The following is a 23,254-nucleotide window of genomic DNA, read 5'->3' as shown; positions in this document are numbered from 1 at the left end:
GGCGGCGGGCTGCACGCCCCAGGACCGCCACAGCTCGGCCAGCGCGTACTGGACGGCGGACGCCGAGGGCCGGTCGCCGGGCTGCTCGGCGCACCGCTCCAGGGCGCTGCGGAAGACCGGCTCGGTCGCGGCCAACTCGGCCGCCGCGTCGGCGAACCGCCCCGCCGGGCCGCCGGTGAACAGGAACACCGGTCCGCGCCCGCCCTCCGGGGTGCGGGCCCCGCGGCGGACCCCGGCGGGCCGTTCCCCGTCCGGGCCGGTCCGGGCGAGCAGCCCGCGCAGCTCGGCGGTGGAGGAGGCGACGGCGGTGAGCCGGTGCGGGAAGTGCGCCCGCCCGAGGCCGGTGGTCCGGCAGATCTCCGCGAGCGACCGGTCGGCGAGCCCGGAGTCGAGCGACTCGGCGTAGCGGACGGCGAGTTCGGCGAGGGCGGCCGGTGTCTTCGCCGACAGGGTGAGCAGCTCCGGACGGTCCGGCGCCGCCTCCGCGCCGTCGCCGGGGGCGGCCGCCGGGGCCTCCTCGATGATCACGTGGGCGTTGGTGCCGGTGATGCCCTGCGAGGACACCCCGGCCCGCCGGGGCCCCGCGCTCGGCGGCCAGTCGCTCGCCTCCGCGACCAGCTCGACCGCGCCCGCCGACCAGTCGACGTGCGGGGTGGGCTCGGTGACGTGCAGGGTGGCGGGGAGCCGGCCGTACCGCATCGACAGCACGGTCTTGATCACCCCGGCGACGCCCGCCGCCGCCTGGGTGTGCCCGATGTTGGGCTTGAGCGAGCCGAGCCGCAGCGGCTGCCCGGGGTCGCGGTCGCGCCCGTAGGCGGCCAGCAGGGCGCGGGCCTCGATCGGGTCGCCGAGCGGGGTGCCGGTGCTGCTCGCCTCCACCACCTGGACGTCGCCGGGCGAGAGCCGGGCGTCGGCCAACGCCTGCCGGACGACCCGCTGTTGGGCCGAGCCGCTGGGCGCGGTGAAGCCGTTGCTGGCGCCGTCCTGGTTCACCGCGCTGCCGCGCACCACGGCCAGCACGGGGTGGCCAAGCCGCCGGGCGTCCGACAGCCGCTCCACCAGCAGCACGCCCACGCCCTCGGCGAGCCCGCTGCCCGCGGCCTGCGCGGAGAACGGGCGACATCGGCCGTCCGGTGACAGCCCCTGCATCCGGGTGAACTCGGTGAACAGCTGCGGGGTGGCCATCACCGTCGCGCCGCCCGCCAGCGCCATCGCGCACTCGCCGCGGCGCAGCGACTGCACGGCCAGGTGCAGCGCCACCAGGGAGGACGAACAGGCCGTCTCCACGGTCAGCGAGGGGCCGCGCAGGCCCAGCGTGTACGAGATCCGGCCGGCGGCGGCGCCGCCCACCGAGCCGGTGGTCAGGAAGCCCTCCGCCTCCTCGGGCACCTCGCCGCGCCCCTGCCCGTAGTCCAGGCAGGACAGCCCGGTGAACACCCCGGTCTCGCTGTCGCGCACCGACTCCGGGTCGATCCCGGCGTCCTCGAAGGCCCGCCAGGCGGTCTCCAGCAGCAGCCGCTGCTGCGGGTCCATGGCGAGCGCCTCGCGCGGGCTGATGCCGAAGAAGGCCGCGTCGAAGTCGGCCGCGTCGGGCAGGAAGCCGCCGGAGCCGGTCAGGCTCGGGCCCCCGCCGGCGGGGTCGTGCAGGCCCTCCGCCCAGCCGCGGTCGCGGGGGAACGCGCCGACGGTCTCCCCCTCGGAGGCCAGCAGCCGCCACAGGGCCTCGGGCGAGTCGATGCCGCCCGGGTAGCGGCAGGCCATGCCGACGATCGCGATCGGCTCCTGCGGCCCCTCCTCCAGTTCGCGCAGGCGCTCGCGGGCCTGGTGCAGGTCGACGGTGAGGCGCTTGAGGTAGCCGAGCAGCTTCTCGTCGGCTGCCGGTGTCACTGCTGCTGATGCCATGACGGATCGGTCCTTGCGGGGAGGGTGGGGGTGGCCGGTGGGGGGTGGGGGCGGTGTCAGGTCAGCTGGGCGTCGATGAAGGCGAACAGCTCCTCGGCGGTGGCGGCCTCGATCAGCGCCGCCACGTCCTCCGCCGGGTCGGCCGGCTCCGCCGCCACCTGCGGTTCCGCCGGCGCCGTCACGGGTTCCGGTTCGGCGGCCTCGGCCGGTGCGAGCGCGGCGTCCAGCACCGCGACCAGCTCCGGCAGCGTCGGCGCCTCGAACAGCAGGGTGACGGGCAGCTTGACCTCCGTCGCCGCGCCGAGCCGGTTGCGGAACTCGACCGAGGTGAGCGAGTCGAAGCCGAGCTCGCCGAACGGCCGGTCGGCCGGGACGGCCTCGGGCCGGCAGCCCAGGACGGCGGCCGTCTGGGTGCGGATCAACTCGGCGAGCAGCTCCGCGCGTTCCTCGGCGCCCAGCCCGGCCAGCTCCTCCCGCAGCGGCCGGTCGCGCCGCCCGGGGGCGTTCCCGGGCCGCTGCGGCCCGGCGGCGGCCAGGACGGAGCGCAGCACCGGCGGCAGGTCGCCGCCGAGCTCGCGCAGCGCCGCGCGGTCCAGCCGGGCGGGCAGCAGGGCGGCGTGCGGGGAGAGCAGGGCCGCGTCCAGCAGGGCGAGGCCGAGCTCGGGCGCCATCGCGACCAGTCCGGCCCGGGCGAAGCGGGCGCGGTCGGCGGCGCCGAGCCCGCCGAGCATGCCGTCCGGGTCGTCCCACAGGCCCCAGCCGAGGGCGAGCCCGGGCAGGCCCTGGGTGCGGCGGTGCCGGGCGAGCGCGTCCAGGAAGGCGTTGGCGGCGGTGTAGCCGCCCTGCCCGGCGCCGCCGAGCGTCGCCATCACGGAGGAGATCAGCACGAAGGCGGTGAGCGGGTGGCCGACGGTCAACTCGTGCAGGTGCCAGGCGCCGTCGGCCTTGGTCCGCATCACCCGGTCGATCCGGTCGGGGGTGAGCGAGGTGATCGGCGCGTCGTCCACCACGCCCGCGGCGTGGACCACGGCGGTCAGCGGGTGCCGCTCGGGGACGGCGGCGATCATCGCGGCCACCGCGGCCCGGTCGGCGACGTCGACCGCGGCGAACCGCACCTCGGCGCCCGACTCCGCCAGTTCGGCGGCGAGTTCGGCCGCGCCGGGCGCGTCCGCGCCGCGCCGTCCGGCCAGCAGCAGCCGTCGGGCACCGTGGGCGGTGACCAGGTGCCGGGCGAGGGCCCGGCCGATGGCGCCCGTGCCGCCGGTGATCAGGACGGTCCCGTCCGGGTCGAGGACCGGCGGCACGGTCAGCACGACCTTGCCGACGTGCCCGCCCCGGCTCAGCAGCCCGAAGGCCTCGGGTGCGCGCCGCACGTCCAGGTCGGTCACCGGCGCCCGGCCGAACGCGCCCTCGGCGAACAGCTCGACCACCCGGCGCAGCAGCCGGCCGAGGTGCTCGGGCGGCAGCTCCAGCAGGTTCATCGCCCGGTAGCGGGCCCCGGGGTGGGCGGCGGCCACCTCGGCGGGGTCGCGCCGGTCGGCCCGGCCGAGTTCGACCAGCAGGCCGCCGGGGCGCAGCGACCGCAGGGACTCGTCGACGGCCGCACCGGTCAGCGAGTTCAGGACGAACGCCATCCCCCGGGCGCCGGAGGGGAGTTCGGCGAAGCGGGCGCCGAAGCCGGGCTCACGGGAGGAGGCCAGGTGGGCGTCGTCCAGCCCGAGGGCGCGCAGGGCGGGCCACTTGGCGGGGGCGGCGGTCGCGAAGACCTCCGCGCCCAGGTGCCGGGCGAGTTGGACGGCGGCCGTGCCGACACCGCCCGCCCCGGCGTGGATCAGCACGGCGTCGCCCGCGCGCACCCCGCCCAGTTCGACCAGGGCGTGCAGGGCGGCCAGGTGGGCGACCGGCACGGCGGCGGCCCGGGTGAAGGACCAGCCCTCGGGGATCCGCACCAGGGTGCGGTGGTCGGCGTGGGCGACGGTGCCGAGGGCGGCGGGGAACAGGCCCATCACCCGGTCGCCGACGGTCAGCCCGGTGACCCCGGGGCCGGTCGCGGTGACCACGCCCGCGCCCTCCAGACCGAGCGGGCCCGGGTCCCCGGCGTGCAGGTCCAGCGCGCCCAGGACGTCGTGGAAGGTGAGCCCGGCGGCGCGGACCGCGATCCGGACCAGGCCGGGGCCCGGGGCGGCGGCGGCCTCGGGGCAGGGGCGCAGCTCCAGGGCGTCGAGGGTGCCGGGCCCGGAGAGGTCCAGCCGCCAGTCCACCGCGTCCTTCGGGACCGTCAACGCGCGCTCCCCCGCCGCGGATCGCAGCCGGGGCACCAGGACGTCTCCGTCCCGGACGGCCAGCTGGTGCTCCTCCGGCGTCAGCGCCTCGGCCGGGACCCCGGCCGTCTCCGGCCCGAGGTCGACCAGGACGAACCGGCCCGGGTGCTCGACCTGGGCCGTCCGCACCAGCCCCCAGGCCGCCGCCTGGGCGAGGTCCCGGACGGTCTCGCCGCCTCGGACGGCGACCGCCCCGCGGGTCACCAGCACCAGCCGGGCCCCGGCGAGCCGCTCCTCGGCCAGCCAGCGGCCGAGCAGGTCGCGCGTCCGACGGGTCACGGTACGGGCCGCCGTCGCCGGATCGGTCCCGTCCGCGCCCGCCGGACAGTCCACCAGGACGTGTGCGGGCGGCCCGGCCGCCGTGCACAGCGCCTCCAGGTCAAGGGCGCCCCACGGAACGATTGCCTGACGGTTCGTCAGATCACGTTCTGTAGATCCCAGTTGCTCCCAGTCGAGCGCGAACAGCGAGTCCCGCGCGGCGGCTTCGGGATCGACCGAGCCGCCGGTCTCCGCGACCGGGCACAGCTCGACCGACTCGACCAGCCCCACCGCCGCCCCCGAGGCGTCCCGCAGGGTCAGCCGGAGGCCTCCGCCCGCGGCGGGCACCGCGTGCACCCGCAGGGCCGTCGGTCCGGCGCCGCCGGTCAGCGACACGCCGCGCCAGCGCAGCGGCTGGGTGCGCCGCCCGTGCTGCCCCAGCGCGTCGGCGATCATCCCGTGCAGGGCTGCGTCGAGCAGGGCGGGGTGCAGGCGGTGGGCCCCGGCGGCCCCGGCGGCCGGCTCGGGCAGGACGGCCTCGGCGAACCGTTCGCCGTCGCGCCGCCAGGCGGCCCGCAGTCCCTGGAACACCGGCCCGTACGCGTGGCCGTGCAGGGCGAGGTCCTGGTACGCGCGCTCCGGCGGCACCGGCACGGCGCCGGTCGGCGGCCACTCCCCGGCCTCCCCGGCCTCCCCGAACGGTACGGCTCCAGCGGCCCCGAGGGTGCCGGTGGCGTGCTCGGTCCACTCCCCGCCGGTCGCCCGGCCGGAGATCCGGCAGGTCCGCAGCCCGGCGCCGTTCTCGCCGGTGATCCGGACCCGCAGGTCGACGGCGCCGTCCACGGGCAGCACCAGCGGTGCGGTGACGGTCAGTTCCTCGATCCGGGCCACCCCGGACCGGGCACCCGCGTGCAGGGCCAGGTCCAGGAAGGCGCTGCCGGGCAGCACGACCGCACCGGCGAGGGCGTGGTCGGCCAGCCATGGGTGGCTGCGGGTCGCCAGCCGTCCGGTGAACACCGTTTCGCCGTCGCCGAGTTCGACGGCCGCGCCGAGCAGCGGGTGGTCGGCCGGGGCCTGGCCGAGGCCGGCGGTGCCGGTCGGTCCGGCGGTGGCGGCGAGCCAGTAGCGGCGCCCCTGGAAGGGGTAGGTGGGCAGCTCGGAGCGGTCGGCGGCGGTGCCGGTACCGGTGCCGGTGAGCCGGTCCCAGGCGATCGGCAGGCCCCGGACGTGGGCCTCGGCGGCGGAGGTGAGGAAGCGGCGCAGTCCGCCGTCCTCGCGGCGCAGCGAGCCCGTCACCGTCCCCTCGACCCCGGCCTCCTCCAGGATCCGGCCGATGCTGGCGACCAGCACCGGGTGCGGGCCGACCTCGACGAAGGTGGTGTGGCCGGCGGCGATCAGCGCCTCGACGGCCTCCTGGAAGCGCACGGTGTGCCGCAGGTTGGCGTACCAGTAGGAGGCGTCGAGCCCGGCGCCGTCCTGCCAGTCGGCGGTGACCGAGGACATCAGCGCCGTGCCGCCACCGCGCGGGGTCAGCGGCGCCAGCCCGGCCAGGATCCGTTCCCGGATCGGTTCGACCGCCGGGCAGTGCGAGGCGAAGGCCGCCGGGATCACCCGGGCCTCGACGCCCTCGGCCCGGTAGCCGTCGACCAGTGCGGCGATCGCCGCCGGCGGCCCGGCCACGGCCGTACTGCCGGGGCCGTTGACCGCGGCGACGGCCAGCGGCTCGACGAGCCGTTCCCGCACCCGCGCGGCGGGCAGCGGGACGACGGCCATCGCGCCCTTGCCCATCAGCTCGATCGCCACGCTGCTGCGCAGCGCGATGGCGCGGGCGCCGTCCTCCAGCGAGAGCGCCCCGGCCACCACGGCGGCGGCGATCTCGCCCTGGGAGTGGCCGACCACGGCGTCCGGGACGACCCCGGCGGCGCGCCACAGTTCGGCCAGCGACACCATCACGGCCCACAGCGCGGGCTGCACGACGTCGATCCGGTCCAGCAGCGGCGCCCCGGCCAGGACGTCCGCCAACGACCAGTCCACGTACGGCGCGAGCGCCCGCTCGCACTCGGCCAGCCGGGCCGCGAAGACCGGGCTCTCGGCGGCGAGCGCCGCCGCCATCCCCTGCCACTGGCCGCCCTGGCCGGGGAAGACCAGGACGGTCCGCCCGGGCTCGCCGGCCCGGCCGGTGACGACGGCGCGGTTCTCCTCGCCGCGGGCCAGGGCGTCCAGCGCCCGGTCGGCCTCGGCGCGGTCGGCGGCGATCACCACGGCGCGCTCGTCGAAGGCCGTACGGGCGGTCAGGGCCGGTGCGGCCGCGGTCGGGTCGAGCGGGGCGGCGGCCAGCCGCCGGGCCTGCTCGCGCAGCGCCTCGGGGGTGCGGGCGGACAGCACCACCGGCACCACCGGCGGGCGCTGCGGCTGCTCCGCGGTTCCGGCGTCGGTCCCGGCCTCGGTCCCGGCCTCGGTCCCGGCCTCGGTTCCGGCCGCGACGACGGGCGGCTCGGTCAGGATGACGTGCGCGTTGGTGCCGCTGATCCCGAAGGAGGAGACGCCGCCGCGCCGGGGCCCGCCGGTCCGCGGCCAGGGCCGGGCCCGGTCGAGCAGGGCCACCGCTCCGGCCGTCCAGTCCACGTGCGGGGACGGCCGGTCGACGTGCAGGGTCGCGGGCAGGGTGGCGTGCCGGATCGCCTGCACCATCTTGATCACGCCGCCGACGCCGGCCGCCGCCTGGGCGTGCCCGATGTTGGACTTGAGCGAGCCCAGCCACAGCGGCCGCCGCCCGTCCCGGTCCTGCCCGTAGGTGGCGAGCAGGGCGTTCGCCTCGATCGGGTCGCCCAGCGCGGTGCCGGTGCCGTGCGCCTCGACGGCGTCGACCTGGCGCGGGGTGAGTCCGGCGTCGGCGAGGGCGTCCTCGATGACGCGCTGCTGGGCGAGGCCGTTCGGCGCGGACAGCCCGTTGGAGGCGCCGTCGGAGTTGACGGCGCTGCCCGCGACGACCGCCAGCACCGGGTGGCCGTGGCGGCGGGCGGCGGAGAGCCGCTCGACCACCACCATCCCGGCGCCCTCGCCCCAGCCGGTGCCGTCCGCCTGCGCGGAGAACGCCTTGCAGCGGCCGTCGGCGGCCAGCACCCGCTGGCGGGAGAGCTCGACGAACATGCCGGGGGTGGCCATCACGGTGACGCCGCCGGCCAGGGCGAGCGTGCACTCCCCGGAGCGCACCGAGCGCACCGCCTGGTGCAGCGCCACCAGCGAGGCCGAGCAGGCGGTGTCGACGGTCAGCGCGGGGCCGTTCAGGCCGAGCAGGTAGGCGATCCGGCCGGAGACCACGCTCACGCTGGTGCCGGTCAGCAGGTGCCCGGCGACGCCGGGGCCGGCCGTCTCCATGCCGGGCCCGTAGTCGGCGTGCATCGCACCGGCGAACACGCCGGTCCGGCTGCCCGCCAGCGCCGTCGGGTCGATCCCGGCGCGCTCCAGGGCCTCCCAGGCGACCTCCAGCAGGAGCCGCTGCTGCGGGTCCATGGCGAGGGCCTCGCGGGGGCTGATCCCGAAGAACTCCGCGTCGAAGTCCGGCGCCTCCCGGACGAAGCCGCCCCGGCGGACGTACGAGGTCCCGGTCCGGTCCTGGTCCGGGTGGAAGAGCGCGGCCAGGTCCCAGCCGCGGTCGTCCGGGAAGTCCCCGGTGGCGTCCGTCCCGGTGTCGACCAGGCGCCACAGGTCCTCCGGCGAGCGCACCCCGCCGGGGTAGCGGCAGGCCATGCCGACGATGACCACCGGGTCGTCCACGTCCGGCTCCGGCGCCGCGTCGGTCCCCGGCGCAGCGGTCACGTCCGGCGACGGGGGCTGCGCCACCGGCTCCGGGCCGGCCCGGAGCGCCCCGATCGCGCCGGCCAGGGCGGCCGGGCTGGGGTGGTCGTACAGGACGGTGCTCTCCAGTGCCAGGCCCGTCGCGGCCGACAGCCGGTCGCGCAGTTCGAGCGCCATGGCGGAGTCCAGGCCCAGTTCCCGGAAGGTCCGGCCGGGCCGGACCTCGGCGGCCGAACCGGCGTCCAGCACCACGGCGGTGTGGCTCCGGACCAGCTCCAGCAGCGCCCGCTGGTCCACGGCGGGGGCCTGCGGTGCGACGGGGTCCTCCGGCGTGACGGGCGCCTGCGCTACGGGCGCGTCCGCCGTGCCCCCGCTCTCCTCCGGCGTCGCCCCCGGCAGCCCCGCCGGCCAGCAGGAGCGCCGCTGGAACGGGTACGTCGGCAGGTCGACCAGCGGCGCCGTGCCGGGCAGCAGCGCCGCCCAGTCCACCGCGACGCCCCGGACGAAGGCCTCGGCCGCCGCCGTGAGGAAGCGGCGGCGGTCCCCGCGCCCGCGCCGGAGCGTGCCGAGCACCGCGCCCGCGCCGCCGCGCGCGTCGACCGCCTGCCGGAGGCCCAGCGCCAGCACCGGGTGCGGGCTGATCTCCAGGAAGGCGGTGTGGCCCGCGTCCAGCAGCCGCTCGACGGCCGGCCCGAAGCGCACCGGCTCGCGCAGGTTGCGGTACCAGTAGTGGGCGTCCAGCTCCGCGGTGTCCACGGGCGCCGCCGTGACGGTGGAGTGGAACGGCACGTCGACGGCGCGCGGGGCGACCCCGGCGAAGGCGGCGAGCAGCTCCTCCCGCAGGACCTCGACGGCCGCGCTGTGCGAGGCGTAGTCGATCGGCACCCGGCGGGTGCGCACCCGCGGCCCGTAGTGGGCGGCCAGCGCGTCGAGCGCGTCGGCCGGGCCGGCCACCACGGTGTGCGCGGGGCCGTTGACGGCCGCGACCGACAGCGCCGGGTGCACCGCCGCGAGGTCCGACCCGACCTCCCCGGAGGGCAGTTCGACGGACAGCAGGCCGCCCCGGCCGGCGATCCGGTTCAGCGCCCGGCTGCGCAGCGCGACGATCCGCGCGCCGTCCGCCAGCGACAGCGCGCCCACGGCGGTGGCGGCGGCGATCTCGCCCTGGGAGTGGGCCACCACGGCGGCGGGCTCCACCCCGGCCGAGCGCCACAGCGCGGCCAGCGACACCATCACCGCCCACAGTGCGGGCTGGATCACCTCGTCGCCCGCCAGGGCCGGCGCTCCCTCGGCGCCGCGCAGCACGTCCGTCAACGACCAGTCCACGTACGGGCGGAGGGCGTGCGCGCAGGCGTCGATCCGTTCGGCGAAGACCGGCGATCCGTCGAGCAGTTCCGCCGCCATGCCGGCCCACTGCGAGCCCTGGCCGGGGAAGACGAAGACCGGACGGACCGGCGGCCCGTCGTGCCGGCCCTCGACCACGGCCGCCGACGGCTGCCCGGCCGCCCGTGCCGCCAGGGCGGCGAGGAAGGCGTCCCGGTCGTCCGCGACGACGACGCAGCGCTGTTCGAAGGTGCTGCGGGTGAGGGCCAGCGAGCGGCCCACCGCGGCCGGTCCGAGCTCCGGACGCTCCGTCACCCGGGCCCGAAGCCGCTCCGCCTGGTCCCGCAGCGCGGGTTCGTCCCGCCCCGAGAGCACCCAGGGCAGCGCCCCGGCCGCGCCCCCGCCGCCCGCCGGCGCGGGCTCGCCCGCGCGCCAGTCGGCCAGCAGCACGTGGCAGTTGGTGCCGCCGATGCCGAAGGAGCTGACCCCGGCGAGCAGCGGCCGCTCGGGCGCCGGCCAGTCCCGGAGCCCGGTGTTGACCGCCAGGTTGAGGTCGTCCAGCGGGATCCGCCCGCCGGGCCCGGTGTGGTTCAGGCTGGGCACGAGTTCGCGCGCGCCGACGCACAGCACGGCCTTGATGAGCCCGGCGATCCCGGCCGCGCCCTCCAGGTGGCCGATGTTGGTCTTGACCGAGCCGACCAGCAGCGGGTCGCCCGCCGCCCGGGCGGTGCCCAGCGCCGCGCCGAGCGCGGCGGCCTCGACCGGGTCCCCGGCCCGGGTGCCCGAGCCGTGCAGTTCGACGTACTGGACCTCGCCCGGCTCGACGCCCGCGTCGGCGCAGGCCGCGAGCAGCACCCGCCGCTGCGAGGCCCGGCCGGGGGTGGGCAGCGTCTCGGTGGCCCCGTCGTTGTTCAGGGCGCTGCCGCGGATGACGGCGTGGATCCGGTCGCCGTCCCGGACGGCGGCCTCCAGCGGTTTGAGGACGACGATCCCGCCGCCCTCGCCGCGGACGTAGCCGTCGGCGCGGGCGTCGAAGGTGTGGCAGCGCCCGGCGGGCGAGAGCGTCCCGGCGCGCTCCAGGGCCAGGGTGCTCTGCGGCGCCAGGATCAGGCTCACCCCGCCGGCCAGCGCGAGTTCGGACTCACCGCTGCGCAGGCTGGCGCAGGCCAGGTGCACGGCGGTCAGCGAGGAGGACTGCCCGGTGTCGACCACCAGGCTCGGCCCGTGCAGGCCCAGCGCGTAGGAGATCCGGTTGGCGGTCACCCCGCGTTGCAGTCCGGTCAGGGTGTGCCCGGTGACCGCCTCGGGGCCGAGGCCGTGCAGCAGCGCGGCGTAGTCGTCGGCGATCACGCCGAGGAACACGCCGGTCCGGCTGCCGGCGAGCCCGGCCGGTCCGGTCCTGGCGTCCTCCAGGGCCTCCCAGGCCAGTTCGAGCGCCAACCGCTGCTGCGGGTCCATCGCGACGGCCTCCCGGCGGGAGATGCCGAAGAACTCCGGGTCGAAGCCGTCCACCCGGTCGAGGAAGCCGCCGCGGGCCGGCCCCCGGTCGCCGGGGCGCCCGGTGACCGCGTCCCCGCCGGCGCGCAGCAGCCGCCAGAACGCCTCCGGCCCGTCCGCCTGCGGGAAGCGGCAGCCGATCCCGACCACCGCGACCGCCCGGGGTGGGAGACCGTCCGCTTCGCGCCCAGCCATGCCCTGCATCGATGCACCCCCGTGAACCCCGGACAGTCGGACCGCAGGCGACCGGGCACGGCACAACGGACCACTCCCTCAAGTGGCCTGATGCACCGTCACCCGGACCAGCCCCGGCCCCCGCCGACCCGTTCCCCGTAGTCGGCATGCACCCCTGAGCTGTCTGCGTGATCGACAGAGTATCAGCGTCCTTAGTCGCGTCAACACCTCATCGAGTATCGGAACCGTCAGGAATGGACGCGCCCGGGCCGTCGGGTCGGGGGCCGCCGGGCCGGAAGTCGGCCGCCACCGCACGAATCCGGCCACTGCGTGAACCGACGCTTCCGGGTCCGGGAGACTGGGGATTACCCGAACAGGCGGCTGGTCATGCGGCATTGTAAGGACCGTGCGATCTGTTGAGGCAGACATGTCTATTCGGGAGGGGGCGGTTCCGGTGCTGGATCTGCGCGAGGTACGGACACTGTTGACACTCGGGGAGGAACTGCACTTCGGGCAGGCCGCCAAGAGACTGCGCGTGTCGCAGTCCAGGGTCAGCCAGACGCTGCGGGACGTGGAGCAGCGCATCGGCGGCCAGCTGTTCGAGCGGACCAGCCGTCAGGTCAGGCTGACCAAGCTGGGGGTGGGCCTGGTCGACCGGTTGAAGCCGCTCTACCAGGAGATGACCGCCGCGTACTCCGAGACGGTGGCCCAGGCCTGCGGCGTCGACGGACAGCTGCGGCTGGGCTTCACCGGCGCGGCCGGCGGATCGTACGCGGCGGGCCTGATACGCGCCGGGCAGGCGTACGCGCCGGAGTGCGACATCACCCTGCACGAGGTGGCCTGCAGCGACCTGCTCGGCCCGCTGCGCCGGGGCGAGGTGGACGCCCTGGTGGTGCGGCTGCCGATCGAGGAGCCGGACATCACGGTCGGGCCGGTGATCGGCCTGGAGTCGCGGATGCTGGCGGTCGCCCTGGACCACCCGGTCGCCGGGCGGCAGTCGATCTCGATCGAGGAGATCGCGCGCGAGACGGTGTTCGCCCTGGCGAACACCGCGCCCGACTACTGGCGGGACTTCCACCTGCCGGTGGCGACGCCCGCCGGGCACGTGCTGCGCCGGGGGCAGGAGGTGCAGACCTGCCAGGAGATCCTGTCCCTGGTGGCCGCCGGGAAGGGGGTCGCGCCGCTGGCGGAGTCGGTGGCCCGCTACTACGCCCAGCCGGACGTGGCGTTCGTCGCGATCCACGACCTGCCACCGGCGCCGGTGGCGCTGATCTGGCGCACCGCCGAGGAGAACGCCCGGATCCGGGCGATCGCGGACTGCGCGGCCCGACTGGCGGACGCCACCGTTCCCGGTCAGGTCCGCCGACGGGTCCCGGTCCCCGCGTCGGCCTGACCGGGCTGCGAGGGGCCGGGCCGCGCGGGGCCGGGCTGCGAGGAGCCGGGCTGCGAGGAGCCGGGCTGCGAGGAGCCGGGCCGCGACTCCCCCAGCGGCACCCGACCCGACCGGGGCCGCCCGGGCCGCGCCCACGCCGCGGGCAGCACCGCGGCCACCGCGACGGCCGACAGCAGGAAGGCCCCACCCACCCCGACCAGCCGGGAGGCGACACCGACCAGCAGGGAGCCGGCCCCGGTGCCCACGTCGTACGCCATGTTCCAAGCGGTGCTGGCCATGCCGCGACGGGCCGGTCCGGTCCGGGCGAACACCAGCACCAGGGTCTCGTTCTGCAACGCCCCGAACCCCGCCCCGCAGACCGCGGCCGCCAGGGCCGCCGGGACCGTCGCCGCAGCGGTGAGCAGCACCGCCGCGGCGATGCCGCCCGTGCCGAGGGCCGCGGCGATCACCGCCGGGACCAGCGTGCGGCCCTCACCGAACCGGTCGGCGAGCCCGCCCGCCGCCAGCCGGCCCAGGATCATCGCGGCGGACAGCGCGAACAGCACCACCGCCGCCGCTCCCGGGGCCGGCAGCGCGAAGGCCACGAACGAGGTGACGCCGCCCACCGCGGCCGCACTCGCGGCCAGCAGCGCCAACAGGCCGACCAGCGGGGCGAATCCGCCGGCCGGCGGGTGCGGTGGAGCCGTCGGCGCCGGCCCGGACGCCGCCACCGCGGCGGGCTCCACCCCGGACGGCTCCACCGGAGCAGGCCCATCGGCAGGCGCCGCGGCCGGCACCGCGGCCGGCACCACCAGCGCCCACGCGAGCGGTACCGCGAGCCCGCCCAGCACCGTCGCCCCCAGGAACACCACCGGAAAGCCGAAGGTCTGCGCGCACCACACCCCCAGCGGCAGGCAGACCACCTGCGGGAGCCCCGCGGCGGCCCCGTACCAGCCGACCACCGCGGCCCGCCGGCCCGGCGGGGCCAGTTCGGCGGCCAGCGCGCTGCCCGCCACGGCGGCCATGCCGAACCCCGCGCCCCGGACGGCCGAGACGGCCAGCACCCACCCCAGCGCGGGCGACAGCAGGTAGGCCGCCGTCGGCAGGCTGAGCAGCAGGGAGCCGGTCACCAGCAGCCGGCGCAGGCCGAGCGCCGGGACCAGCCGGCCCATGCACAGCTGCACCAGGATGCCCGCGCCCATGGTCACCCCGGTGGCCGCCCCGGCGCCGACGCCCGAGGAGCCCCCGGTCGCGGACCAGAGCGGCACCACCGAGAGCAGCGGCGCGTAGTCGGAGAAGACGGCGAAGGTCGCGGCCAGCAGCAGGGGGAGGTTGCGCGCGCGGGTCACGCCCCGGCGCCCGGCTCCCCCGGCCCCGCGGAGCCGGACAGCGGTGCGGCCGCATCGGCCGGTTCGCCCGCTTCGGCCGGCCAGCGGGGCGAGCGTCCGAGCATCGCCAGGATCCGGTCCAGCCGGTCGGTGCTGCCGGTGGCCAGCCCCGGCCGGAAGGAGGACCCGGGCTGGAGCCGGTTGCTCCCGTCCGGCACCTCCTCGACGTACGGGAGCACCGCGTCGAGCAGTTCCGCCTCGTACGCGGCGGGCACCCCGATCGCGGCGGCCACGTCCCAGCCGTGCACCACGTAGTCGACGAAGTGGAAGCCGATCGCCGTACGGGCCGGGAACATCTGTCCGCCGCGCACCTCGGGCAGCCAGAACTCGGTGTCCAGCACGCCCTCGCGGGCGAAGGCCCGGGCGACCCGGGCCGAGGAGTCCCGGAAGGCACCGGCCCAGTCGTCGCCGAACTCGCGGTCCGCCCAGTCGGCGCGCTCGGTCCGCACGCCTTCGGCGGCGGCGGCGAAGCCGTGGTTCTGGCCGATCATGTGGGCCAGCAGCTTGTGCAGCGTCCACTCCGAGCAGGGGGTCGGCCGGTCGAGGTCGGTGGCCTCGACCCGGTCGACGATCTCCTCGGTGATCCGGAGCGCCCGCCGGTCCCAGGGCCGGATGTCGGGTGCGGTGGTGTCGGCCGCGGTGGTGTCGGGTGCGGTGTCGATGGGGATCACCTGTCCTTCGACTGCGGGCCGGACGACGTGACGCGCTGCCCCGGCAGCGACTGGCTCTGGCCGCGGAACTCGGCGATCACCTTGCCGTCCGCCCGGCGCACCGTGACGTCGTAGATCCCGCTGCGGCCGAACCGGGAGCGCTCCACCGCCTCGGCGGCCAGCTCGTCCCCGGCCGAGGCCGGGCGCAGGAAGGTCACCTGGGCCGCCTGGGCCACGGTGGCGACGTCATGGGTGTTGCAGGCGTAGGCGAAGGCCGCGTCGGCGAGCAGGAACAGGTACCCGCCGTGCGCCGTGCCGTGGCCGTTCACCATGGTGTCGGCGAGCTTGAGGTGCGCGGTGGCGCGGCCGGGGCCGACCTGGTCGATGGTGATGCCGAGCGACTGGCAGGTCCGGTCGTCGGCGTACATGGCCTCCGCGCAGCGCCGGGCGGTGGCCTCCGCCTCCGACGCCGCCGAATCACTGGTCATGGGTGGGCTCCTGGGGCTGTCGGGTCCTGGGCGCGGGTGGGTGCCGGTACCGCGATCGGTACCGGCACCCACCACAGCGATGTGACGATATATCAGTCGCTCGGGGCCGGTCAGCCGGCCGGAGCGATCTCCTCCGCCGCCCGCAGGCCCGAGCGGATCGCGCCCTCCATCAGGCCGAAGAACTCGGTGCTGGTCTCCGTGCCGGCCCAGTGCACCCGGCCGAACGGCTCGGTCAGCTGCGGGCCCTGGGCGAGCCAGTCGCCCGGCCCGAACAGCGCGGCGTAGCAGCCGCGGCTGTACTCCTCGTTGACCCAGTCGGTGACGTGGTAGCCGATCGGCTCGGGCAGCTGCGGGAAGAGCCGCCGGGCCTGGGCCAGGACGGCGCTGCGCTGCTCCTCGGCGGGCAGGGCCGCGAAGGTCTTGGCCTCGCTGCCGGTGACGAAGCCGGTCAGGATGCCGACGCCCTCGCCGGGGGGCGAGTCGTCCACGGTGGACAGCAGCGGCCCGTCGGAGCTGACCGACCAGCCGGACAGCCCGTGGTCGCGCCAGAGCGGCTTGGGGTGGATCAGGTGGACCTTGACGGCGCAGCCCCGCGCGGTGACCTCGCTCGACCGCGGCGCGGGCAGCTCCGGCCGGAACTCGACGGTGTCGGCCAGCAGCGGCGGCAGCGCGATGACCACGCTGTCGCCCTCGTGCACGCCCTGGTCGGTGTGCACCCGGACCCGGTCGCCGATCTGCTCGACCAGGCGCACCGGCCGGGAGAGCAGCACCCGGTCGCCGAGCTTGTCGGCCAGCAGCTCGCTCAGCCGGTGCGCGCCGCCGTCGACCCGCTCCTCCTGGGCGCCGCCCTGGAAGGCGTTGAGGTAGCGGATGCCGCCACCGGAGTTCAGGTAGAAGGCCATGTGCAGCACCGACACGTCGGCCGGGTCGGCGGCCATCATCTCGCCGAGGAACAGCGGGAAGAACAGCCGGGCGTCGGGGTGCTGGACGTTCTGCTCGATCCACTCGGCCACGGTGAGCCGGTCCAGCCGCTCCGCGTCCGGGGTGAGGTGCGGGGCGTCCGCGCGGACCGCCTTGGTGACCTCGTCCAGCAGGTCGAACATCTCGCCGAGGGCGATCGGGCTGAGCGGCGGGAAGCGGCCGTCGGTGCTCTCCGGGTCGCCGCCCAGGGAGAAGCGGCTCCGGCCGAGCATGGTGGTGGGCGCGGTGGCCAGGCCGAGGCGCTCGATCAGCGCCTTGAGCTCGGTGTGGCGCTCGCCGAGGTAGGCGGCGCCCGCGTCGGCCCACTGGCCGGGGGCGACCTCGAGGCCGTGGGTGCGGCCGCCGACCCGGTCGCGGGCCTCCAGGACGGTCACCTCGACGCCTCTGGCGGCCAGTTCGGTGGCGGCGGTGAGTCCGGCCAGGCCGGCTCCGACAACGATGACGCTCATCGGGCCGCACCTTCGATCAGCTTGGCCAGGGCGGCCGGGGTCGGGGCGTCGATGAACTCGGCGATGCCGAACTCCGCGCCGAACTCGCGGGCGACCCCGCTGAGCACCCGGGTGGCGAGCAGGGAGTCCCCGCCCAGGTCGAAGAAGTCCGAGTCGGCGGTCACCTGGTCGGATTCCAGGACCCGGCCGAAGATGCCGATCACGCTGTCGACGGTACCAACGGTGGACACGGTCATTCTCCTTGCGTCAGTTGCTGGTTGTGTACATCTGGTGGGTCCGGCGCCGGTCGACCTTGCCGCTCGCGGTGAGGACGAGTTCGGGCACGACGGTGATCCGGGACGGTACGAGGTGGCTCGGTCCCGACGTGCGCAGGTACCGGGCGAGCCCGGCCGCGAGGGTGTCGGCGTCGGCGTGCGGACGGGGTGTCACATAGGCGACCAGGACGGTGTGGTCGCCCAGCGCGGCGCCGGTGGCCGCGGCGGCCGCCACGTCCGGGTGGGCGCAGATCCGGGCCTCGACCTCGCCCGGGCTGACCCGGATGCCGCGGACCTTGAGCTCGTCGTCCAGGCGGCCCTGGTGGACGAGGACGCCGTCCGGCTCCCGGCGGACCCGGTCGCCGGTGCGGAAGTAGCGCCCCGGCGCGCCGGGCAGGTCGAGTTCGGCGAACCGCTCGGCGGTGACCTCCGGCAGGCCCCGGTAGCCGAGCGCCAGCCCGTCCCCGCCGATCAGCAGCTCGCCGTCCTCGCCGATCTGCTCCCGGACGTGCGGCAGCGCCCGGCCGATCGGGACGACCCGGGCGGCCCCCGCGGCCACGGCCGGGCCGGCGAGCGGTCCGTGCAGGTCGATCGCATGGGTGACCAGGGTGGTCTCGGTACAGCCGTAGGTGTTGACCAGGCGGACGGCGTCGGCGCCGGGCAGCGCGCACCAGTCGTCGATCCGGGCCGGCCGGGCCGCCTCGCCGCCGATGACGACGGTGCGCAGGCTCTCCGGCAGGGCGGCCCGCTCCTCGGTCAGGTGGTTGACGAACTCGTGCCAGAACGCCGTGGGCAGGTCCAGCAGGGTGATCCGGTGCCGGTCGACCATCCGCAGGAAGCGCGGGAAGGAGGCCGAGTAGGCGTCCGCGTCGAAGACCAGGGTCGCGCCGACGGTGAGCGCGGGCAGGATCTCCTCGAAGCAGGTGTCCCAGTTGAGCGAGGCGAACTGGAGCACCCGGTCGCCGGGGGCGACCGCGAACAGGGTGGCCAGCGAGGCCACCGAGGCGCCGATCGCCCGCCGCGGGGTGACCACCGGCTTGGGCTGCCCGGTGGAGCCCGAGGTGAACAGCAGGTAGGCGGGGGCGGCCGGGTCGGGCTCGGGCAGCCGGCCTTCCGGGAAGCCCTCGGGCTCCTCGCTGCCCGCGGCGTCGGACGGGTCCAGCACCGGCACCCCGGCGGGCAGCCGCCCGGGGTCCGCGGCGATCGCGACGCGGACCTCGGCGGCCGCCAGCAGCGCGGCCGTGCGCTCCGGCGGGAACGCCGGGTCGATCGGGCAGTAGGTGCCGCCGGCCGCGAGCACGCCGAGCAGCGCCGCCACGGTGTCCGCGGAGCGGGAGGTCAGCACGGCCACCGTGCCGCGCTCCGCGCCGAGCCGGGCGGCGATCCGCCGTACCCGGCGCTCCAGTTCGCCGTACGTCACGGTCGACGTGTCGTCGACGACGGCGACGGCGTCCGGGTCGCGCCGGGCGGTGAGCAGGAACCGGCGGAGGACGTCCACCTCGGCCGGGTCGTAGCCGGCCGGCCGGTTGTCGTCAGTCATGGGAAGCACCTCGGGTAGACGTGAACCTGGACGTGAACCTGGACGTGAGCGGGGGCGTGGACGGTCGGTCAACGGCGCGCCGACCCGGAGACGGGCACCGGCTCGCTCCCGTCGGGCTGCCGGCGCCGCTCCTTGCGCTGCTGCACCTGGAGACCGGCGGTGGCGGCCACCGCGAGCACCATCACGGCGATGCCGTACACCGTCGCGGTGGACTTCAACCCGATGTGGCCCACGGCCACCCCGGCGGCGACGGCCGGCAGGCTGAACCCCAGGTAGCAGACGACGTACATGCTGGCGATCAGTTCGGCGCGGACCTCCGGTCCGGCGAGCGGCCCGACGGTCTGGAAGGCGCTCAGGAAGCCCGTCCCGAAGCCGTACCCGGCGATCACCGTGCCGACGAAGAACAACGGGGTGGAGGCCGTGGCCAGGGCACCCAGGGTGGCGCCGACCCCGACGAAGAAGGCCACGAAGCCGAGGGTCATGGTCTGCCGCGGCGGGTGGTTGCGGCGCAGCAGCGAGCCGACCGCCCCCGTCCCGGTCAGCGCGAAGATGACCAGGCCGCCGATGACGTGGTTGGAGATGTGCAGGATGCCGGCCGCGATCGACGGGCCGAGCGACATGTAGAGGCCGCCCAGCGCCCAGACCGCGAACAGGCAGGGCACCACCACCAGGAACATCGGCCTGGCCTCGCGCGGGATGCCCGTCCGCGGCATCAGCGAGGCCACCGCGCCCGGCCGGCGCGGCGAGGTCTCGGCGAGTGCGGGGACGCCCAGCGCGCAGAGCACGAAGGCCGCGAGCAGCAGGGCGTACACCAGGGTCTGCGGGTGCGGCGCGTACTGGACCAGCAGGCCCGCGCCGAGCGCGCCCAGCGCCAGGCCGACGATCGGCGCGGCGCTGTTGACCAGCGGGCCGAGCCGGGGCCGGTGCTGCGGGGCGAGGTCCAGCATCGCGGCGCTGGTCGCCCCGGTCGCGGCGCCGGTGGCCAGGCCCTGCGCGATCCGGGCGGCCATCAGCCAGGCGACGCCGTCGGCGCGGATGAACAGCGCCATGCTGGCCACCTCGACGACGAGCGCGCCGAGCAGCACCGGCTTGCGGCCGATGTAGTCGGACAGTCCGCCGACCACGAGCAGCGCGACCAGCAGCGCGATCGCGTAGGCCGCGAACACCTCGGTCAGGGTGATCGAGGAGAAGCCCCACTTCGCCTGGTAGACCACGTAGAGCGGGGACGGCGCGCTGGAGGCGAACAGCAGCAGGCACTGGGTGGTGGCGATCAGCCAGAACGCCACCGGGCCGTGCAGCCCGCGGGGGCGCACCGCCGGGGAGAGGTGGTCACTCATGCTGGCTCCTTCACGCGTGGTTCTCCTGGTGGCGCCGCAGCACGCGGTCCACCAGCTGTTCGGCGGCACCCAGGTAGCCCTCGGGGGCCAGCAGGTCCTGGACGGTGACGCCGGCCGGCAGCTTGGCCACCAGGTCCGAACGGGCCTCCATCACCTCGGTGAACGAGGCGGTGCCGGAGGCGGACCGGCGGGCGCACTCGGCCAGCAGCTTCTTCGCCTCGGCCTTGCCCAGCAGTGGGGCGAGGGCGACGTTCAGCCGCTCGGAGACGATCGAGCCGCCGGTGAGCGCCAGGTTCTCCCGCATCCGCTCCGGGAAGACCTCCAGGCCCTCGGCGAGCTCCACGGCCGTGTACGCCGCGCCCGAGGCCAGCCGCAGCGCCTCGCGCAGCGGCTGCCACTCGGCGTGCCAGGCGCCGGGCGCCCGCTCGTCCTCGGCCACCATGCTCTGGGCCAGGATCAGCGCGTGGGCGGGCAGTTGACGCGCGGCCGCCATGATGAGGGTGGCCAGCACCGGGTTGCGCTTCTGGGGCATCGCCGAGGAGACGCCGCGGCCCGCGGCGGCCGGTTCGGCGACCTCGCCGACCTCGGTGCGGGACATCCCCTGGACGTCCAGGGCGAACTTCCCCAGCGTCCCGGTGACGGAACTGAGCACCCAGCCGAGGTCGTTCAGCGGGACGCGCAGGCTGTGCCAGGGGGCGGAGGGCTCGCGCAGGCCGAGTTCGGCGGCGAAGCGCGCCGCGAGCTCGATCCCGTGGCCGGGCCGGTCGGCCGGGGTGGCCCTGGCGTACTCCTGGTAGGCCGCCATCGTGCCGGCCGCGCCGCCCAGTTGGGCCGGCAGCAGGGCGGCGGTGCGGTCGACCCGCTCAAGGGTGTCCAGCACCGAGTCCAGCCAGCCGGCCGCCTTCAACCCGAAGGTGGTGGGCACGGCGTGCTGGGCCAGGGTGCGGGCGGCCATCGGGGTGGTGCGGTGCTCGTCGGCGAGCTTCGCCAGCGCCGCGGCCACCCGGGAGAGGTTCTGCCGGATGTCCGCCAGCACTCTCGCGCCGAGCAGCATCGCGGCCGAGTCCAGGATGTCCTGGCTGGTGCTGCCGAGGTGCACGTACCCGGCGGCGGCGGGGTCGACGGCGGCGACCGCCGCCGTCAGCTCCCGGACCAGGACGACGACCGGGTTGGCGGCGCCGCGGGCCTCGGCGGCCAGCTCGGCGACGTCGATCCGGGCTCTCGCGGCGCCCTCGGCGATCGCTCCCGCCGTGTCGGCGGGTATCACGCCGAGGGACGCCTGGGCACGGGCCAGCGCGACCTCGGTCTCCAGCATCGCGGCGACCCATGCCTCGTCGCCCAGGGTTCGGAGCGCGTCGGTGCCCGCCCAGACCGGTGAGAGCAGTCCGGCGTCGACGCTCACCGGTGCGCGGTCACTGCCGCTCGGTCGGCGTACGGTCGAATCGGACGCGGCCTGTTCGGGCACTGCGCGGTCCTCCTTCTGGATGGTTCAACTCAGGACTTTCTCAAGGGACTCGTCGGTACGACCGGCGGCCGGGGCCACCGGGTGGTGCGGTGGAGCCCGGCGCTCAGAGGGTGACCCGCACCCGCGCCGCCGACGGCGAGCGCTGGCCCGGTTCGGCCGACAGGCAGGCCCGGGCGATCGCGTCGGCGTCGCCGAGGATCACCGAGTCGACCCCGGGCCGGATCCCGGCCGCGGTCGCCCAGTGCACCGTCTCGGTCGGCACCCCGAAGGCGTAGCGGTACGGGTGCACCCGGCCCGCCGCGTCGACCAGCCGGTACGGGCGCTCGGTGACCGTCAGCCCGCCGGTCTCGACGTGCCCGTCGGTGCCGGTGGGGATCAGGTACGGCCGGCAGGCCCGGCGGTCCACCAGGTTGCGGACCAGCGGGTCCTCGGTGGTCCGGATGTCCACCTCGGGCAGCCGCGCCTCGATCAGCGCGGTCACCTCGACCTCCCCGCCCGGGACGGACGTGGAGTCGACGGTGAACCCGGCCCCCGCCGGTGCGGGCGTGACCCGCATGCCGGGGGCGAGCATGGTCACCACGCCCGCCTCGACCAGGGCGATCAGCTCCTCGATCCGTCTGGGCGGCGGACCGATCGAGACGTAGGCGTTGAGCGGGGTGTACCAGGACTGCAGCTCGTCGCGGTAGGACTCGCCGGTGATCCCGGCGTGGTCGACCAGCAGGCGGACCTCGTTGCGCAGGTCGCGCATGACGTCCAGGGCCGCTTTCAGCGCCCCGCCGACGTTGCCGCGCCGGGCCTCCACCAGGTCCTGCCGCAGGTGGCCGAGCAGCCAGTCCTGGAACTCGACCCGGCCGAGGAACTTGCGCTCCCCGTACGGCCGGGCGATCGCGTCCCAGTCCCAGCGGTCGGCCGGCCCGAGGCCGAACCGGCCGAGCAGCTCCTCGTCGTCCGCGCCCGGCGGCCGGTCGCCGTACTCCCGCAGGAAGGCGTCGGCCTGCTCGCCGCCGCGCCGCTCGGAGATCAGCGCGTGGTAGTAGACCCCGGTGACCTCGCGGTCGACCAGCGGCCAGATGTGCCGGGTGAACTCGACCTCCGCGCCCAGCCGGCGCTGCTCGCGCAGCACGTTGATCCGTTCCATGGTGCGGGAGCCCGGCCAGTGGCGGCCGAAGGCGCCCTTCTGGTTCTCGCCGCGCGCGTGGTACGGGATGCCGCGCCGGGAGCCGGCGTACATCAACGGCTCCCGGCCGGACGGGCGGTAGCGCAGCCGCTCGCCCTCCCGGACGAAGGTGCCGCCGCGGCCGGCGGTCAGCAGCGTCAGGTAGTCGAAGAAGTTGAGCCCCAGTCCCCGCAGCGCGACCGGCTGGCCGGGGGCGACGAAGTCCAGGTCCGCCTCGGCCGGGTTGGTCGGCGGCAGGTAGCCGAGGCCCTGGGCCCGGGCGTAGCCCTCCAGGCCCAGTTCGCCGGCGCTCGGCGGCATGTCCAGGTGCCCCTGGGCCAGGACGACGCTGTCCAGCAGCAGTCCGCTGCCGTCGTCCAGGGTGACGATCTGCGAACCGTCCTCGGCCTCGGTCAGGCTGACCGCGGTGTTGCGGTGCAGCCGGATCGAGACGTGGTCGGGGGCCGTGCTGATCAGGCGGTCGAGCACCCAGACCAGGTAGTGGCCGTAGAAGGCCCGGGAGGGGTAGGAGTCCGGGCCGAGCTCCGCGGCCTCCTCGCTCACCCACCCCGGGTACTCGAGGGGCGCCAGCTCGATGTCCAGCTTCGCCCACTCGTACAGGCTCGGTCCCGGACGTATCGGGCCTTCGCAGGTGACGCTCGGGTCGGTGAACATGGTGACCTGCGACGCCACCGTGTTCATCAGCAGTTCGGTCGGCTGCGTGATGTCCCAGACCCGACCGCCGCTGCCGACGAACGGATCCACCACGTGGATCACGACCGGGTGGCCGCCCTCCGTCGCGTTGACGGTTAACCGTTCCACGACGGAGAGCCCCCGGGGACCGGCACCGATGACGCCGATCACACGTGTCTGCTTCTCTCCTGACATAGCTCTTCCTGGT

General features: G+C 76.2%; 10 protein-coding genes and 1 pseudogene. 1 reads left to right on the top strand and 10 read right to left on the bottom strand.

The genetic code is table 11. The features are described 5' to 3' along the window. Nucleotides 1-12: 12 nt before the first annotated feature. Nucleotides 13-11,294, bottom strand: a pseudogene (locus ACFXPX_RS03605) (type I polyketide synthase); the annotation flags it as partial. 406 nt (nucleotides 11,295-11,700) lie between these two features. Here ACFXPX_RS03605 and ACFXPX_RS03600 point away from each other — a divergent pair. Beyond that, a complete protein-coding gene (locus ACFXPX_RS03600) occupies nucleotides 11,701-12,666 on the top strand; it encodes a LysR family transcriptional regulator (protein ID WP_380639483.1) in 966 nt (321 codons plus the stop codon). Here the strand turns inward: ACFXPX_RS03600 and ACFXPX_RS03595 are convergent. The 9 genes from ACFXPX_RS03595 to ACFXPX_RS03555 all read right to left on the bottom strand — a co-directional run bounded on the left by ACFXPX_RS03595 (nucleotide 12,627) and on the right by ACFXPX_RS03555 (nucleotide 23,175). Then, the gene (locus ACFXPX_RS03595) at nucleotides 12,627-13,994 is read right to left on the bottom strand and encodes an MFS transporter (RefSeq protein ID WP_380639481.1); all 1,368 of its coding nucleotides are present in this window, start codon (nucleotides 13,992-13,994) and stop codon (nucleotides 12,627-12,629) included. The two genes, ACFXPX_RS03600 and ACFXPX_RS03595, sit on opposite strands and share 40 nt — an antisense overlap. Then, nucleotides 13,991-14,704 carry a TIGR03086 family metal-binding protein gene (locus ACFXPX_RS03590; RefSeq protein WP_380639479.1) on the bottom strand — a complete coding sequence of 238 codons (714 nt, stop codon included), beginning with the start codon at nucleotides 14,702-14,704 and terminating at the stop codon, nucleotides 13,991-13,993. The genes ACFXPX_RS03595 and ACFXPX_RS03590 overlap by 4 nt, the downstream gene beginning before the upstream one ends. Continuing rightward, entirely contained in the window at nucleotides 14,701-15,171 is a 471-nt protein-coding gene (gene paaI / locus ACFXPX_RS03585; protein WP_380396569.1) for a hydroxyphenylacetyl-CoA thioesterase PaaI, read from the bottom strand. Before paaI ends, ACFXPX_RS03590 begins: the two co-directional genes overlap by 4 nt. A gap of 110 nt (nucleotides 15,172-15,281) precedes the next feature. Further along, complete coding sequence (locus ACFXPX_RS03580; protein WP_375887242.1) at nucleotides 15,282-16,601, bottom strand: flavin monoamine oxidase family protein; 1,320 nt, start codon at nucleotides 16,599-16,601, stop codon at nucleotides 15,282-15,284. Then, nucleotides 16,598-16,831 (bottom strand): phosphopantetheine-binding protein, encoded by a 234-nt coding sequence (locus tag ACFXPX_RS03575; protein WP_360237721.1) that lies wholly within the window; start codon nucleotides 16,829-16,831, stop codon nucleotides 16,598-16,600. Before ACFXPX_RS03575 ends, ACFXPX_RS03580 begins: the two co-directional genes overlap by 4 nt. Nucleotides 16,832-16,847: 16 nt before the next feature. Then, nucleotides 16,848-18,395, bottom strand: a complete 1,548-nt coding sequence (locus ACFXPX_RS03570) for an amino acid adenylation domain-containing protein (protein ID WP_380639477.1) — start codon at nucleotides 18,393-18,395, stop codon at nucleotides 16,848-16,850. 68 nt (nucleotides 18,396-18,463) lie between these two features. Beyond that, nucleotides 18,464-19,732: an MFS transporter gene (locus ACFXPX_RS03565; protein WP_380639475.1), complete on the bottom strand. Its 1,269-nt coding sequence runs from the start codon at nucleotides 19,730-19,732 to the stop codon at nucleotides 18,464-18,466. 10 nt (nucleotides 19,733-19,742) lie between these two features. After that, nucleotides 19,743-21,134, bottom strand: a complete 1,392-nt coding sequence (locus tag ACFXPX_RS03560; RefSeq protein ID WP_380586676.1) for an adenylosuccinate lyase family protein — start codon at nucleotides 21,132-21,134, stop codon at nucleotides 19,743-19,745. 166 nt (nucleotides 21,135-21,300) lie between these two features. Further along, complete coding sequence (locus ACFXPX_RS03555) at nucleotides 21,301-23,175, bottom strand: FAD/NAD(P)-binding protein (RefSeq protein WP_380523198.1); 1,875 nt, start codon at nucleotides 23,173-23,175, stop codon at nucleotides 21,301-21,303. Between the last annotated feature and the right edge of the window lie 79 nt (nucleotides 23,176-23,254).

It is taken from the genome of Kitasatospora sp. NPDC059146 (genome assembly GCF_042786665.1).
Lineage (GTDB): Bacteria > Actinomycetota > Actinomycetes > Streptomycetales > Streptomycetaceae > Kitasatospora.
The sequence above is the reverse complement of the archived record's forward strand: the minus strand, read 5'-3'. Positions and strand labels throughout refer to the sequence as shown.

What these genes read in the sequence shown, in the direction of transcription:
- ACFXPX_RS03600 (WP_380639483.1), top strand. Translation starts at nt 11,701, where the DNA reads ATGTCTATTCGGGAGGGGGCGGTTCCGGTGCTGGATCTGCGCGAGGTA.
- paaI (WP_380396569.1), bottom strand. Translation starts at nt 15,171, where the DNA reads ATGACCAGTGATTCGGCGGCGTCGGAGGCGGAGGCCACCGCCCGGCGC.
- ACFXPX_RS03580 (WP_375887242.1), bottom strand. Translation starts at nt 16,601, where the DNA reads ATGAGCGTCATCGTTGTCGGAGCCGGCCTGGCCGGACTCACCGCCGCC.
- ACFXPX_RS03570 (WP_380639477.1), bottom strand. Translation starts at nt 18,395, where the DNA reads ATGACTGACGACAACCGGCCGGCCGGCTACGACCCGGCCGAGGTGGAC.
- ACFXPX_RS03565 (WP_380639475.1), bottom strand. Translation starts at nt 19,732, where the DNA reads ATGAGTGACCACCTCTCCCCGGCGGTGCGCCCCCGCGGGCTGCACGGC.